This window comes from Dermatophilus congolensis (assembly GCF_900187045.1).
GTDB classification, from domain to species: domain Bacteria; phylum Actinomycetota; class Actinomycetes; order Actinomycetales; family Dermatophilaceae; genus Dermatophilus; species Dermatophilus congolensis.
On record NZ_LT906453.1, the window covers coordinates 1,253,091 to 1,267,736 of the forward strand.

Consider the following 14,646-nt stretch of genomic DNA (forward strand, 5'->3'; position numbering starts at 1 on the left):
AGCTTTTTCGTGCAGGAATTCGCTGGAAGAAGGAGTCGACGGCCATGATGTTCGTTTTTGGTGTGCTGTTCATGGCTTTTGCGATTGCAGTGTCGATTGCGTTGCACGAGATTGGACACCTGGCGCCGGCGAAGAAGTTCGGTGTTGCGTGCCGTGAGTACATGATTGGGTTTGGGTCAACTTTGTGGTCGCGCCAGTGGGGAGAGACCACGTATGGGGTTAAAGCCATACCGCTAGGTGGGTATGTGCGGATGATCGGCATGTACCCACCTTCGCGGGCAGAGCAGGCGCGCGTTCGTGATGGTGCGGAGGATCTGAGTGTTTCTGAGCGTAGTCAGAACGCTTCGGCTGCTGATGAGCAGTCAGGTCGCACTCGTAGTGGGCGTGTGTGGCCATGGTCAGGTATGGTTGCGCAGGCTCGTGAAGCGTCGTTGGCTGAAATTCGTCCCGGTGAAGAGGACAGGGTCTTCTATAAGCTGTCGGTTCCCAAAAAGCTGACCATCATGTTTGGTGGCCCGATGATGAATCTGGTCATTGCTGGGGTGGTGATGGCAGGAGTGTTTACGACACACGGTATTGCTGAGTCAGTAGGGGCCAAGGTTGTTTCTGTGGCTCAGTGTGTGCGACCGGTGGTGGGGGCAGGAGCCCAAGATGTGACGAAGCCGTGCACCGCGGCAGATACGCCTTCACCTGCGGCAGCAGCAGGGCTTCGTCCTGGTGACCAGTTTGTATCGATTGATGGCCGCCAGGTGAGGGGGACTATGGATGTGGCTACCGCTGTGCGTCCTGCTGCCGGGCGCACGGTGGATGTGGTGGTTGAGCGTGGTGGTCAGCAGGTGAGGCTCAAAGTGACCCCGATTGCGGTGCAGATGCCGCGAGTTGATGAGCAGGGGCGGGTGATTGTTGATGCTCACGGGGCGCCGCTGACTGAGAAGGCTGGCTACATGGGGATGACGAGCACGCCTGTCAGCGCATTTGTTCCGCAGCCGATTACGGCGGTCCCCGGGTTCCTGGCCGACGGAGTGGTGCAGACGGTAAAGGTAGTTGCGGTATTGCCAGCCAAGTTGTTTGGTGTGTGGCAGGCAGCTTTTGCCGGTGCTGATCGGGATGCTAATAGCCCAATGAGTGTGGTGGGCGTTGGGCGTATTGCCGGTGAGGTAGCTGATGGGCGGGTGGCGTGGCTGTCGGACCCGGGGGCTATGTGGGCGGCGATGTGGATGTTGGTGGCGAGCTTGAACATCGCGTTGTTTGTTTTCAACATGATTCCGTTGTTGCCGCTAGATGGTGGGCACATGGTGGGAGCTGTGTGGGAAGGCTTCACGAAGGTGGTGGCGCGGGTGCGGCGGCGCCCTGATCCTGGCTATGTCGATGTTGCTCGGGCTATGCCGTTGGCATATGTGGTGACGTTGTTGTTTATCGGGATGGGTGTGTTGCTGGTGTATGCGGACGTGGTGGCGCCGGTGCGGTTGTAGTTGCTGTGGGGGTGGGGGGGAGACCGGTCTGGAGTGCGTCGAAGGCGCGTTCGAATGTTTCGAGGGTGCTTTGTGGGTCGAGGTCGTGGTGCGCGCGGGTTACCCAGGTGGCTCGGGTGGCGCCTACTGCGGCGGTGGCTAGTAACGCTGCTTGCATGTGCAGGTGGGCGTTGTTGGTGTCTGTGTTGTTGTGTGTCAGGCGTGTGAGTAGGGCTTTGGTGAGGGATTTTTCGGTCTCGATGACCAAGCTCATGCTTGTGGTGGCTAGTTCGGGGTGGTCGGTCAGGACGCGGCGTCGCGTGGCAGTGAATTCTTCATCGATGCGTGGTGCGGTGATGAGGGAGCGTAGGGCGTTGCGTAGTGCTGTGAGGGGGCAGATGTTTGGGGGTTGCTGTTCGAGAGCGGCGGTGACTTGTTCGGGAATGTCTGAGTCGATTCCGAGGATTGCGGCTTCTTTGGAGCGGTAGTAGTTGAAGACGGTTCGAGGGGATACGTCGGCTCGGGCTGCGATGGCTTCGATGGTGAGTGTGTCGAGGCCGTGTTGGTCGGTGAGTTCGACGGCGCTGCGGTGGATGCGTGCGCGGGTTTGGCGTTTCTTGCGTTCGCGTAGACCTTCGGTGGGTGGGGGAGCGGGTCGATGGGGTGGTTGGGGGGTGGGTTGGTTGCTGTGAGGGAGTTGGTTGTTTGTGGTGTGCATGGTTGTAGTGTACGTAGCAGTAGTGAAATTTTGCAGGAGTGCACTTATGCTTTTTGTGAGTTAAGAAAGCAGAGAAATCGCGTATTACTGCTCCCCATGGTCCACCCATAGGCCGCACTAAACACCTCGCCAACACCTCGCCGAAGACGCCTGAGGAAACGCGCACCCACCCAGGAGGTCTCCACATGCCCAACAGCCCCACCCCAGCCCCGGATGAATTTCGTCTTGACCCCGCAGGACGAAAAGTCTTTATCGGCCTCCTGCTGGGCATGCTCGTCTCCTCGATCAGCCAAACAATCGTCGGGCCAGCAATCCCACGTATCGTCGCTGAACTGGGCGGGATGGAGCACTACAGCTGGCTCGCTACTACCGCCATGCTGGTCACCGCCGTATCTGTTCCAATCGTCGGGAAACTCTCCGACATCTACGGCCGCCGACGCTTCTTCCTCGCTGGTCTAGGAACATTCATGCTTGGCTCGGCATTATCCGGGGCCGCAACAAACTTCTGGTTCCTCGTCTTCGCCCGTGCCTTGCAGGGCCTGGGCATGGGGGCACTCATGCCCCTGTCGCAAACGATCATTGGTGACATCATCCCGCCCCGCTACCGCGGTAAATATCAAGGCATCATGGGAGCGATCTTCGGATTCACTTCCATCGCAGGTCCCCTTGCCGGTGGGTATATCACCGACCACGCCGGATGGCGATGGCTTTTCTACATCTCCCTACCTGTTGGCCTTATCGCGTTCTGGTTCGTCTGGCGTTTCTTCGAACCTGACCAACAACGCATCGACGCCACCATCGACTACGCCGGAATCGGAACACTTACCATCGGCCTGGTTGCCCTGCTCGCTGCCACCAGCCTCGGCGGAACAACCTGGCCATGGCAATCAGCCCAAATAATCGGCCTATACATCCTCGGAGCGATCAGCATCGCGGTGTTCATTGCCGTAGAAAGCAAAGCTAAAGAGCCAGTCATCCCTTTGCGCCTATTTACCAGCTCCATTTTTACTCTTTCGAACATAGCCAACCTGACCGTCTCCATGCTCATGTTCGGCATCCTCATCTACGTGCCTGTCTTCGCCCAGGGCGTTCTGGGCATGAGCGCAGGTCAGTCCGGAGCTGTGCTGGTTCCCATGAGTGCCGCAATGGTGGTTACCTCCATCGTCATCGGTGGAGTTGTCACACGAACCGGCAAATACAAAGCCATCACACTGGCCGGCATCCTCCTGATGGCAATCGGTATCTGGCTACTCACTCTGCTCTCACCACAGTCCTCACACCTGCAGCTGGCCCTGTTCACCGTAGTTATCGGTATTGGCCTGGGCGCATGCATGCAGATGTTCACCCTCATCGTGCAAAACGTCGTGCAGCGACGAGACCTCGGAGTGGCTACCGCCACCACACAGTTCTTCCGCAGCACCGGCGGGACAGTAGGAGTAGCCGTATTTGGCACAGTCCTGACAAGCCACATGGGCCCAGCGATCGCTGCCCGCATGCCCGCTGGACAGTCCAACCTGCCAGGAGGACACCTCAACGCTGGAGCAGTTCTCGACCCAACAGCCTTGGCTAAACTGCCCCCAATCATCGCCGAAGCCGTTCGCTACGGCCTATCAGATGCTCTCCATGACGTCTTCACCGCGGGCATACCGCTAACCATTATCGCCCTGCTCGCTGCCTCATTCATTAAGGCAGTCCCACTGCGCACCACCAACCACACTGGCCCAGAAGCCGCACGAGACATGCTCGACACAATGAGCCAAACTGCAGAAGGCGGCGCCGTCGAACCTCGATACCCAACTCTTAACGAACGTACCCATGAACGAGTCCTCGGGCTCAAAATCGGGCTTCTCGTCACCCAGGCGGCGCTACCTGAACGTGAATTCCTCCGCCGCGCCGTGGAACACATCGGAGAAGGCGACTTCAACCAAGGGCTAGCCGTCCTTCAGTCAGCATCCACCATGCTCATCACCGAAGACAGCGCAGAAATCATGCGTAACGAACCCTACGCAGTCGAGCTGTCAAAACTCACCAATCGCCCAGGAGGAGTGCTGGGGGAAGAACTCACTAGTGAAATCGCCCTCGCCGCATCCCGTTTAGAAGCACACACTGCTGCCACCAAAACAGAACCCCCTCATGCACCACAGGCCGAAGGGGTAGACATACGCAAACTCAGGAAAGCCGTCGACACAGTAAACGCTGCCCTTCTTGTCGATCTTTCCCGAGCCTCCACCACTGACCTCTCATGACGAAAACCACACAACAGGAGAAACAAACACTGCCCATGTCCGCACTGACAGTGTTCGTTCTTGTCTAAAGACATAGGTGAGAACAACAGCAATAGCGGCTGCGCAACGGTGCAAGAACACGAACCGTTGATGCCGTGGCGCAGGCGGTACGACATACTGACGCCTATGAGCGTCAATCTCGGAATCCCCTCACCTGCTTCTCACACGCCGGAGCCATCTGCCGCATTGCTTAACCCGCGTCGGAACTCCCGCAAGATCGGGGTCGGGACCGTGGAAGTCGGCGGCGACGCCCCTGTCAGCGTGCAAACAATGACGACCACAAAAACCCACGACATCGGCGCAACCTTGCAACAAATTGCCGAACTCACCGCAGCTGGGTGTGACATCGTCCGTGTCGCCTGCCCAACAGACAAAGATGCCGAGGCGCTCCCCATTATCGCAGCCAAGTCAAACATCCCGGTGATCGCGGACATCCACTTCCAACCCAAATATGTCTTCGCCGCGATTAAAGCTGGTTGCGGCGCAGTACGCGTTAACCCAGGCAACATCAAGAAGTTCGACGACAAAGTAAAAGAGATCGCCCAGGCAGCGAAGGAATACGGCACATCCATCCGCATTGGTGTCAACGCTGGCTCTCTCGATAAACGCCTCTACGCCAAGTACGGCGCACCAACCGCTGAGGCACTCGTCGAATCAGCCGTCATGGAAGCGGCACTCTTCGAAGAGCATGACTTCCACGACTTCAAAATCTCTGTGAAACACCACGACGTCATCACTATGATCCGCGCCTATGAAATGCTCGCCGAACGCGGTAACTGGCCACTGCACCTTGGCGTCACCGAAGCAGGCCCAGCCTTCCAAGGCACCATCAAATCTTCGGTCGCTTTTGGGCACCTTCTAGCCCAAGGCATCGGTGACACCATCCGCGTCTCCCTATCTGCTCCACCGGTAGAAGAAGTCAAAGTCGGCACCCAAATCCTGCAAAGCCTGGGATTGAAACCCCGCAAACTCGAGATCGTTTCCTGCCCCTCTTGTGGCCGCGCCCAAGTGAATGTCTACGAGTTGGCGAACTCAGTCAGCGACGCTCTTGAAGGAATGACCGTGCCACTGCGGGTCGCCGTCATGGGATGTGTTGTTAACGGTCCCGGTGAGGCACGCGAAGCCGACCTTGGAGTGGCATCTGGCAACGGCAAAGGCCAAATCTTTGTGCGGGGACAAGTGATCCGGACTGTGCCCGAAGACCAAATCGTAGAAACTCTCGTCGAAGAAGCGAACCGGATAGCCGCAGAGATGGGCGAAGGAACCGAGGGCACCCCAGTCGTATCTGTTTCCTGACGTGTAGCAGAACACAGGCGTTTACCGATGGTGATGGAGCGTCGGCGATAGCATCAGTGCGTGCTCGCCGACGCTCCCCACCTTTTCAACGACCTTGGTTCTCTGGGAGCTGCGCCACTCATACTGCTACTGGTTGCTTCCTTTGCTGCCGGGTGGGTAGATGCTGTCGTTGGCGGCGGTGGGCTCATTCAACTGCCTATGTTGTCGATCCTGCTCCCGCACGCAGCAACTGCACAGATCCTTGCGACGAACAAAATTGCCTCGGTATTCGGCACGCTTGCCAGCGCCACGACATACATACGCCGCATAGGCCTCGATCGAAGCGCCGCTGCCTGGCTCGCACCCACGGCTTTCGCAGGATCCGCCGCTGGCGCGGCAGTAGCAGCAGCCATCCCCCGCAGCGCATTTGATCCCATCATCGTGGTCGCACTCGCCGTGGTCGGGGCGTACACAGCGATGCGTCCTCATGTTGGAACAAGCGATCCTGCACCGCGCGGCGGCACCAGTCACATCGTCACTCTCGCCTGCATCGGCATCGCAGTTGGTTTCTATGACGGAGTGCTCGGCCCAGGGACGGGATCTTTTTTCGTTATCGCTCTTGTTTCCTTCGCCGGACAAAGCTTTCTGGGAGCCAGCGCTCACGCGAAGATCGCTAACGCATCCACAAACATTGCTGCACTTGTTGTTTTTGTTCCTCAAGGCGCCGTTATGTGGTCTCTGGGACTAGCCATGGCTGCGGCCAACATGGCGGGCGGATACGTCGGTGCTCGCACAGCTGTGGCTCGAGGTTCGAGCTTCGTGCGGGGTGTGTTCCTTGTTGTTATTGCTCTCTTGTCTGTCACTCTTGTCATGAAAATTATTCACGGCTAGCAGTAACTTTTCGGCCGCGAAAAACGCTCTCCGCCATGGATAATGACGCCTATGTTATGGACCTCGCGCACTGTTCGAAGCCTTGGGCGCGGTGACATCGACGAGGCCCTGGAACTGCTAGCAAAACATCCTGTTGAGAATGTCTATCTCGCTGCTCGGCTACAAGAGCTCGACCTTTCCCGTGGCGAGGGACACGCTCTGGTGTATGTACCAAAGGGACGAATCGAAGCAGTCTGCTGGATGTCAGCCAACATCGTTCCGAGCGCAGGGTCCATCGAGGGTGCAATAGCCTTCGGGGGGCGCTTGCGTAGACATCAACAGCGCTTTTCCTCCATCTTTGGTCCTGCAGATGTCGTCACAGCTTTATGGTCACAAATCCAGGCTTTTTGGAGACCACCGATTGAAGAGCGACTTCATCAGCGTCTGATGGCAATTGGCCCCGAAAAAGCTCTTACCGTCGCTGCGGATAAACATGTGAGAGTCGCCCATCCTGACGAACTCGACATCATCGTTCCAGCTGCTGAGGCCATGTTCATTGAAGAGATTGGATATGCCCCCTACAACGATTACGCGGGAAGTCTTTCTTACCGCAGCGCTAATCTGGCCCTCATTAGGCGTGGCCACACCCTTGCCGCAGTCGAAGATGGTCAGGTCATTTTCAAAGCAGAGTTCGGCTCGGTGGGTTTAGGGGCATGTCAGCTTCAAGGGGTCTGGGTAACGCCTACCCGGCGTGGCCAGGGGGTAGCTGTTCCGGCGCTCGCGGCGTGTGTTGAGTATGCCCGTGCTCATGTCGCACCTGTTGTGACGTTGTACGTCAATGACTACAACGAGCCAGCTGTTGCTGCGTATCGACGCGTGGGATTCGAGGAAGTGGGCGAATTTGCCACCGTTTTGCTGTGAATCTTGGGGTGAGAGGGCGTGGAGCTCTTTGTGCGCAGCTCCTGGTTGACCGTAACTGTGCGCTGCTCTGGGCTGGCGAGCACTTAAGCTAGTTATCAACCACAGTTCTCTTCTTTGCCAGTGAGGCCCACGTGAGCGTTACGCGCATGTCAAATCTTTTCCTGCGGACTCTCCGCGATGACCCATCTGACGCCGAGTTGCCAGGGCATCGCAAACTCGTCCGCGCTGGGTATGTTCGTCGCTCTGCGCCAGGTGTGTACTCGTGGATGCCACTGGGACTACGGGTGCTTCGCAAAGTTGAGCAGATCGTACGCACCGAGATGAATGCGATTGGTGGGCAGGAGCTGCTGTTCCCTGCCTTGTTGCCGCGTGAGCCCTATGAGGCAACAAATCGGTGGAGTGAATACGGGGAAAATCTTTTCCGCGTGAAGGATCGCAAGGGGGCCGATATGCTCCTTGGTCCTACTCATGAGGAAATGTTCACTCTGGCCGTTAAGGACATGTACAACTCGTACAAGGATCTTCCGGCCACTCTCTACCAATTCCAGAACAAGTACCGTGATGAAGCGCGTCCGCGCGGTGGTTTGTTGCGTGGACGTGAGTTCTTCATGAAGGACTCTTACTCGTTTGATATTGACGATGCTGGTCTCGAAGCCGCATATCAGCGCCATCGTGAGGCATACATTCGCATCTTCGAGGCGCTGGGACTTGAGTTCGTCGTCGTGAAGGCGACTTCTGGGGCGATGGGTGGCTCTGCAAGTGAAGAGTTTCTCGCAGTTTCTGAGAATGGCGAAGACACGTTCGTGACGTGTGACGAGAGCGGTTACGCAGCCAACGTAGAGGCAGTTGAGGTGCCTCGCGCCGCTGCAGTTGCTGCTGATGTTGTGGCTGCCACCGGGCCCGCACGGCAGATTGACACTCCGGATGCCTCAACTATTGAGTCTCTCGTTGATGTTTTGGATGAGGTTGTTCCTGAGCATCATGGGCGTGCGTGGAGCACTGCTGACACATTGAAGAACGTTGTCGTCATGCTTGTGTACCCCGACGGCACTCGCCGCCCGCTTGTTATTGGTCTGCCTGGTGACCGCCAAGTTGACGCTAAGCGTCTTGAAGCGCAGGTTGTTCCAGCTGAGGTGGAGGCATTCACCGACGCGGATTTCGCCACGTGGCCTGCTTTGGTCAAGGGGTACATCGGCCCGACTGCTTTGGGACCCAACTCGGGCTTGGATCCCGAGGACCCTCAGTACATCCGTTACTGCGTAGACCCTTCTGTTGCGCAGGGCAGCGCCTGGGCAACAGGTGCCAATGTGGCTGGTGCGCATGTGATCGACCTTGTGCTTGGTCGTGATTTCGATGTGGATGGTGTCATCCAGGCTGGTGAAATCCGTGATGGGGACCCGAGCCCCGATGGTGCTGGTCTGCTGCGCGCTGCTCGGGGTATTGAGATGGGGCATGTCTTCCAGCTTGGGCGCAAATATGCTGAGGCGCTTGGCCTTAAGGTTCTCGACGAGAACGGCAAGCTTGTGACTGTGACGATGGGGTCCTACGGGGTCGGGGTTTCCCGAGCAGTAGCTGCTTTGGCTGAGGCAAACGTTGATGACGCGGGTTTGGTGTGGCCACGCAATGTTTCTCCCATGGATGTGCATGTTGTTGCCACGGGTAAGGGTGAAGCGATTTTCCAGACCGCACAGAAAGTGGTTGATGACCTCTCTGCTGCTGGCATCGATGTCTTGTATGACGACCGGCCTAAGGTGAGCCCTGGCGTGAAGTTCAAGGATGCTGAGCTGATCGGTGTGCCCACGATTGTGGTACTTGGTAAGGGTCTTGCAGCAGATGTTCCTGTCGCTGAGATTAAAGATCGCCGCACGGGTGAGCGACGAGAGGTACCGCTTGCTGAGCTGGTTCAGCAGGTGAAGTCTGAGATCAGCGGTTGACGTTGAATACCTGGCGGTATGGCACTCGTATTTTGTGCTGTGCCGCCAGGTGAGGCACAGCTTTGGATAAAAAGGAACAAACACGTGACAGATCGACTCATCGCAGCCGCTGACGGTTCTGCGCTTGGAAACCCAGGCCCAGCAGGTTGGGGTTGGTACATCGATGACAATCGGTGGGCTGCGGGGGGATGGCCGCATGGCACGAACAACATGGGTGAGCTCATGGCTGTTCTCGATTTGTTGCGTGCGACGCGTGAAGCGGGGCCGTTGACGATTTATTGCGATTCGCAGTACGTCATCAACTCGATCACGAAATGGATGCCGGGATGGAAACGCAAAGGGTGGAAGAAAGGCAACGGCCAACCGGTTCTCAATCTTGATTTGATGCAAGCGATTGACGCCGAGCTCAACGGCGGTATCCAGCGGGATGTCGAGTTTAAATGGGTGAAAGGTCATGCCGGGCATGAGTTGAACGAGGCTGCGGATCGTTTGGCTAATGGCGCTGCAGTTGCTTATTCGAAAGGTGCTGAGCCTGATCCTGGACCCGGTTTGGGTGGGGCTTCAGTGGGTGTTGCGCCTGCTTTCGCTGCGTGTGGTCAAGGAACGCTGTTTGGTGATGTAGAGCAGGATGAAATCGATGTGGTGGTCGATCTAGAACGGGCGCTTTTGGAAGATGATGTGCGGGCTAGTAGCCGCATGCTGGAGCGTTTGTTACATCCACAGTGGGTGAAGGTGGAGCCTTCGGGGGCTGTGCTTACCAGAGCTGAAGCTGTGGCTGGGTTGGCGCCTGCAGAGACTGATTTGGAGCTGTTAGCGGCTGAGCGTGTGTCTTCGGATGTTGTTCTGCTGCGGTGGCGGGGGCACACCGATGGTGGTACTTCGTTGCATTCTTCGTTGTGGCAGCGGGTGGAGGAGCGGTGGCGGCAACGTTTTTCTCAGAGCACCTGGGAGTAGTGAGCTACCTGGTGGGTGAGTCACTACTCCCAGTTTTATAGCTGTGTGTTGTTCAGAATGAGCACTCTGTATGTGGATGTTTATTTTTTGGGCGGGACAGAGCAGATCTGGAAAGCGGCGCCTTGAGGGTCGGTGACTGTGGCTACGCGCCCGAAGGGTGAGTTGATGGGGCCATCGAGTAGGGTGCCGCCTTGTTCGGTGATGGCTGTGATGGTTGCGTCGGTGTCGGTGACGCCGACGTACATGCGCCAGTAGGAAGACATGGGGGTGGTGAGCCATGGGGCTTCGCACATGCCTGCGATGGGTCCTGCTGGAGTGTGGTTAATTACGTAGCGTATGGAGGGGTTTTCTGGGGGAGTGGGAGTGTATGTGGGCATGTTGTCGTTGCTTGTAGCGCTGGTCATCCAATGTGGGGTCCAGCCCAGGGCAGTGGAGTAAAAGTTCAGGGCTGTGTCGAATTCGTTGGTGACGAGTTCGAACCATACAGGCACATTTGGTGCGGCGGTTGCTTCGATTCCGTTGAAGTTACCTGGTTCCCATAGTCCGATGGTGGCGCCTGTTGGGTCGTTGATGAGCCCCATGGATCCGAGTTCGCCTACTGGCATGGCGGGGAAGACGATGCTGGCGCCTGCTTGTTCTGCACGGCTAAGGGTGGTTTCGATGTCGGTGGTGGCGAGGTAGATACCCCATGCGGTGGGGGAGTGCGGTTCGGTCAGGGGGCCTTCTGGGCCGATAAGAGTGGACATGGCTCCGCCGATAGCTGCGTTGTTGGAGCGGATCATGCGGTATTGGCCAAAGTCGTCACCGGTGTTGCTGAATTTCCATCCAAAGATGGCGTGGTAAAAGGCGGTGGCTGCGTCGATGTCGTGGGTTCCTAGGTCCATCCAGATGGGGCTGCCGTCGGTGTGTGCGATGGGCGTGTTCATTTCAGATTCCCTTCGTTGTGCCTGTGCTCGCGGAGTGTGATGGGTGTTTGTCTTCCACGGTGGCACCTGAGGGGGTGGTTGCGGTGCAGGGGCGGGATTGGGCGTGGTGTGTTTCGCCTAGGGTGTCGTCATGTTTTTACGTGTTCGTGTGTTGTTCGGCCGGGCGATTCTTGCGGCGGCGAGGGTTCGCTTGGTTGATGAGGATCCGGGGAAGCATCGTCCGTTTGTGATTGTGGCTCCGCATACCAGCTATATGGATCCGGTTTTGTTGTTGGGGTTTACCTGGGCGACGGGATATAACGTTCGGGCGATTGTGGAGAAAAAGTTTTTTGTGGGGCCGTTTGATTGGTTGTTTCGCAAGTTGGGGGGTATCCCAATCGACCGGAAGCGGCCTATCGGTGTGGTTGAGGAGATCACGGCGATGTTGTCTGACCCGAACGTGTGCGTGGTGATTGCTCCGGAGGGGACGCGTTCTGCGACGGAGTTTTGGAAGAGTGGGTTTTACCGGATTGCACGTTCTGCTGGTGTTCCGGTGACGTGTGGTTTTGTGGATATGCGGCGTCGAGTAGGTGGTTTGGGCCCAACGTTTGAGCTAACGGGGGATGTGGCTGCGGATATGGATCGGATTCGTGGTTTTTATGAGGGAATGACGGGGTGGAGGGCAGGTAAAGAGTCGCGGGTGAAGTTGCGTAATGAGGTCGAGGGGGATTTGCGGTTGTGTGAGGGGTGAAGGGGTTAGTGGTTTATGCGTCCGTTGTTGGGAGCTTCGGCGGATGAGAGGTGAACGAATTGGTGTGCGATGCGGGCGGCTGATTCTTCGTCGATGGCGGGGATGAGGATGGTGTCGTCTCCGGCGACTGTGCCCAGGACGCCTGGGAGCATTGCGTCGTCGATGGCTGAGGCGAGTAGTTGTGCGGCGCCGGGTGGTGTTTGCAGGACGACGTCGGTGTGGGCGTAGGCGATGGAGACAACGAGGTCTGCGGTGAGTTTGCAGAGTCGTTGGGTGAAGCGTGAGGTGAGTCCGCTTCCGTCTTCGAGTCGCATTTGTCCGGGTGCGCCTGCTTCGGGGATGACGTAGACCTGGGCCCCTCCGGCGGCGCGCATTTTGGTGGCGCGCATTTCTTTGAGGTCGCGCGAGAGGGTGGCTTGGGTGACGATGACGCCGTGGGCTTCGAGGGATTTGCTGAGTTCTCGTTGTGAGTGGATATGGGTGGCGCTGATGATGCGGGCGATGAGTCGGTGGCGTGCCGCTTTGGTTCGGGCGGCCATGTCCATCTGGTAGCGCCTTTCTTTGGTGGTGGGTAGGAGGGGTTTTGGTAGGGCAGGTCACGTGTGGTGTGCGTGACCTGCCCTAGATTTGGTTGTTTAGTTATTGGGGTATTCGCCGGTGGGGGTGATGATGGTTCCGGCGGTGCCGGCCATGATCGCTACGGCGTCTTCGAGACGTCCGATGGCGGCCATTTTTCCGGTGTTTTCGACGAATGCGGTGACTGCGTCGACTTTAGGTCCCATGGAGCCGGCAGGCATGTTGAGGCTGCGTAGGTCTTGGGGGGTGCAGCGGTGGATTTCTTTTTGTTGTGGGGTGTTGAAGTCGGTCATTACGGCGGGGACGTCGGTGAGGACGAGGAATGCGTCGGCGTTGACGTGTTCGGCGAGCATGCGTCCGGTGGCGTCTTTGTCGATGACTGCTTCGATTCCGGTGAGTTTGTTGTTCTCGTCGCGGATGACGGGGATGCCGCCGCCGCCTGCGCACACCACGGTGGTTCCGGCGTCGATAAGGGCGCGGATGGTGTCGATTTCGACGCACCGGGTGGGCTGGGGGGAAGGGACGACGCGGCGGTAGCCGTTGCCGTCGGGTTTGACGGTCCAGCCGTAGGTGGTGGCGAGTTTTTCGGCTTCTTCTTGGGTGTACATTTCGCCGACGAATTTGGTTGGGTTGTTGAAGGCCGGGTCGTCGGCGCAGACTTCGGTCTGGGTGATGAGTGCGGAGATTTTGTGGTTTGGTAGTTCGTTTTGGAGTGCTTGGAGGATCCAGTACCCGATCATTCCTTGGGTTTCGGCGCCGAGGGTGTCGAAGGGGTAGGGGTCGTTGAGGCGCTCGTCGTGGATGGATTCGAGGGCGAGGACACCGATTTGGGGGCCGTTGCCGTGGGTGAGGACGAGTTCGTGTTCAGCTGCGAGGGTGGCTAGTACGGCTGCGGCGTGTTTGACGTTTTCGATTTGGGGTTTGGCGTCGGGGGATTGTCCTCGTCGCATGAGGGCGTTGCCTCCGAGGGCGGCGACGATGCGCATTAGAGTCCCTCTCCTTCTCCGAGTGTGGCGACCATGACTGCCTTGATGGTGTGCATGCGGTTTTCTGCTTGGTCGAAGACGACGGAGGCGTCTGATTCGAAGACGTCGTGGGTGACTTCGAGGGATTCCATGCCGGTCTTTTGGTAGATGTCTTCGCCGACGGTGGTGTTGCGGTCGTGAAAGGCGGGGAGGCAGTGGAGGAATTTGACGTTGGGGTTGCCGGTGGCGGCCATGAGTTCTTTGTTGACTTGGTAGGGCTTGAGTTGGGCGATGCGTGAGTCCCAAACCTCTTTGGGTTCGCCCATGGAGACCCATACGTCGGTGTAGATGAAGTCGCATCCTTCGACGCCCTTGGTGGGGTCGTCGGTGATAGTGACGGTGGCTCCGGTTTCTTTGGCGAGGCGTTCTGCTTCTTCGCGGACGGACTCTTCTGTGGCGAGTTCTTTGGGGCCAACCATGCGGACGTCCATGCCCATGAGGGCACCGGCGATGAGGAGGGAGTTGGCAACGTTGTTGCGGGTGTCACCGACGTAGGCGAAGGTGATGTCTTTGTAGTCTTTGCCGCAGTGTTCGTGCATGGTGAGTTGGTCTGCGAGCATCTGGGTGGGGTGCCATTCGTCGGTGAGGCCGTTCCAGACGGGGACTCCAGAGAGTTCTGCGAGTTGTTCGACGTGTTCTTGTTTCTTGCCGCGGAATTCGATGCCGTCGTAGTAGCGGCCAAGGACGCGTGCGGTGTCGGCGACGGATTCTTTGTGGCCCATTTGGGAACCGCTGGGGTCGAGGTAGGTGACGTTTGCGCCTTGATCGTGGGCGGCTACTTCGAAGGAGCAGCGGGTGCGGGTGGAGGTTTTTTCGAAGATGAGGGCGATGTTTTTGTTGGCGAGGTAGTGCTGTTCGCGGTTTTCTTTTTTGGCTGCTTTGAGTTCTGCGGCGAGGGTGAGTAGGGAGAGCCATTCGTCGCGGCTGAAGTCGAGTTCTTTGAGGAAGTGGCGTCCGTGGAGGGCGTGCTTTGCCATGGGG

13 protein-coding genes are annotated in these 14,646 nt (G+C 57.8%); 8 read left to right on the forward strand and 5 right to left on the reverse strand.

Annotation, left to right across the window (positions count from 1 at the left end; all coding sequences use genetic code 11):
• The first annotated feature begins 44 nt into the window (after positions 1–44).
• Entirely contained in the window at positions 45–1,472 is a 1,428-nt protein-coding gene (locus CKV89_RS05360) for a M50 family metallopeptidase (RefSeq protein ID WP_034400891.1), read from the forward strand.
• Here the strand turns inward: CKV89_RS05360 and CKV89_RS05365 are convergent.
• Complete coding sequence (locus CKV89_RS05365) at positions 1,414–2,169, reverse strand: TetR/AcrR family transcriptional regulator (RefSeq protein WP_051277463.1); 756 nt, start codon at positions 2,167–2,169, stop codon at positions 1,414–1,416. The two genes, CKV89_RS05360 and CKV89_RS05365, sit on opposite strands and share 59 nt — an antisense overlap.
• Positions 2,170–2,354: 185 nt before the next feature.
• Between CKV89_RS05365 and CKV89_RS05370 the strand changes: the two genes are divergently transcribed.
• The 6 genes from CKV89_RS05370 (at position 2,355) to CKV89_RS05395 (ending at position 10,408) form a co-directional block, all read left to right on the forward strand.
• Positions 2,355–4,415, forward strand: a complete 2,061-nt coding sequence (locus CKV89_RS05370; RefSeq protein ID WP_034400889.1) for a DHA2 family efflux MFS transporter permease subunit — start codon at positions 2,355–2,357, stop codon at positions 4,413–4,415.
• Positions 4,416–4,580: 165 nt separating this feature from the next.
• On the forward strand, positions 4,581–5,750 hold the full coding sequence (gene ispG / locus CKV89_RS05375; RefSeq protein WP_028326972.1) for a flavodoxin-dependent (E)-4-hydroxy-3-methylbut-2-enyl-diphosphate synthase: 1,170 nt from the start codon (positions 4,581–4,583) through the stop codon (positions 5,748–5,750).
• A gap of 60 nt (positions 5,751–5,810) precedes the next feature.
• The gene (locus tag CKV89_RS05380) at positions 5,811–6,620 is read left to right on the forward strand and encodes a TSUP family transporter (RefSeq protein ID WP_051277461.1); all 810 of its coding nucleotides are present in this window, start codon (positions 5,811–5,813) and stop codon (positions 6,618–6,620) included.
• A gap of 240 nt (positions 6,621–6,860) precedes the next feature.
• Complete coding sequence (locus tag CKV89_RS05385; protein ID WP_231935461.1) at positions 6,861–7,520, forward strand: GNAT family N-acetyltransferase; 660 nt, start codon at positions 6,861–6,863, stop codon at positions 7,518–7,520.
• Between the two features lie 146 nt (positions 7,521–7,666).
• On the forward strand, positions 7,667–9,454 hold the full coding sequence (locus CKV89_RS05390; RefSeq protein WP_034401011.1) for a proline--tRNA ligase: 1,788 nt from the start codon (positions 7,667–7,669) through the stop codon (positions 9,452–9,454).
• 84 nt (positions 9,455–9,538) lie between these two features.
• Complete coding sequence (locus tag CKV89_RS05395) at positions 9,539–10,408, forward strand: ribonuclease HI family protein (RefSeq protein WP_028326968.1); 870 nt, start codon at positions 9,539–9,541, stop codon at positions 10,406–10,408.
• A gap of 80 nt (positions 10,409–10,488) precedes the next feature.
• On the opposite strand, the gene CKV89_RS05400 is transcribed toward CKV89_RS05395, so the two are convergent.
• On the reverse strand, positions 10,489–11,334 hold the full coding sequence (locus tag CKV89_RS05400) for a VOC family protein (RefSeq protein WP_028326967.1): 846 nt from the start codon (positions 11,332–11,334) through the stop codon (positions 10,489–10,491).
• 130 nt (positions 11,335–11,464) lie between these two features.
• On the opposite strand from CKV89_RS05400, the gene CKV89_RS05405 reads away from it, so the two are divergent.
• The gene (locus tag CKV89_RS05405; protein WP_028326966.1) at positions 11,465–12,064 is read left to right on the forward strand and encodes a 1-acyl-sn-glycerol-3-phosphate acyltransferase; all 600 of its coding nucleotides are present in this window, start codon (positions 11,465–11,467) and stop codon (positions 12,062–12,064) included.
• Between the two features lie 5 nt (positions 12,065–12,069).
• On the opposite strand, the gene argR is transcribed toward CKV89_RS05405, so the two are convergent.
• From argR to argF, 3 genes are all read right to left on the reverse strand, one after another.
• Positions 12,070–12,603, reverse strand: a complete 534-nt coding sequence (gene argR / locus CKV89_RS05410; RefSeq protein ID WP_231935462.1) for an arginine repressor — start codon at positions 12,601–12,603, stop codon at positions 12,070–12,072.
• 96 nt (positions 12,604–12,699) lie between these two features.
• The gene (arcC, locus tag CKV89_RS05415) at positions 12,700–13,626 is read right to left on the reverse strand and encodes a carbamate kinase (RefSeq protein ID WP_028326965.1); all 927 of its coding nucleotides are present in this window, start codon (positions 13,624–13,626) and stop codon (positions 12,700–12,702) included.
• Entirely contained in the window at positions 13,626–14,642 is a 1,017-nt protein-coding gene (gene argF, locus CKV89_RS05420; protein ID WP_028326964.1) for an ornithine carbamoyltransferase, read from the reverse strand. Before argF ends, arcC begins: the two co-directional genes overlap by 1 nt.
• Between the last annotated feature and the right edge of the window lie 4 nt (positions 14,643–14,646).

Bases quoted from the DNA above. Each gene is read 5' to 3' on its own strand.
- CKV89_RS05365 (WP_051277463.1), bottom strand. From the start codon at position 2,169: ATGCACACCACAAACAACCAACTCCCTCACAGCAACCAACCCACCCCC.
- CKV89_RS05385 (WP_231935461.1), top strand. From the start codon at position 6,861: ATGTCAGCCAACATCGTTCCGAGCGCAGGGTCCATCGAGGGTGCAATA.
- CKV89_RS05370 (WP_034400889.1), top strand. From the start codon at position 2,355: ATGCCCAACAGCCCCACCCCAGCCCCGGATGAATTTCGTCTTGACCCC.
- CKV89_RS05400 (WP_028326967.1), bottom strand. From the start codon at position 11,334: ATGAACACGCCCATCGCACACACCGACGGCAGCCCCATCTGGATGGAC.
- argF (WP_028326964.1), bottom strand. From the start codon at position 14,642: ATGGCAAAGCACGCCCTCCACGGACGCCACTTCCTCAAAGAACTCGAC.
- arcC (WP_028326965.1), bottom strand. From the start codon at position 13,626: ATGCGCATCGTCGCCGCCCTCGGAGGCAACGCCCTCATGCGACGAGGA.
- CKV89_RS05360 (WP_034400891.1), top strand. From the start codon at position 45: ATGATGTTCGTTTTTGGTGTGCTGTTCATGGCTTTTGCGATTGCAGTG.
- CKV89_RS05405 (WP_028326966.1), top strand. From the start codon at position 11,465: ATGTTTTTACGTGTTCGTGTGTTGTTCGGCCGGGCGATTCTTGCGGCG.
- ispG (WP_028326972.1), top strand. From the start codon at position 4,581: ATGAGCGTCAATCTCGGAATCCCCTCACCTGCTTCTCACACGCCGGAG.
- CKV89_RS05390 (WP_034401011.1), top strand. From the start codon at position 7,667: ATGTCAAATCTTTTCCTGCGGACTCTCCGCGATGACCCATCTGACGCC.
- argR (WP_231935462.1), bottom strand. From the start codon at position 12,603: ATGGCCGCCCGAACCAAAGCGGCACGCCACCGACTCATCGCCCGCATC.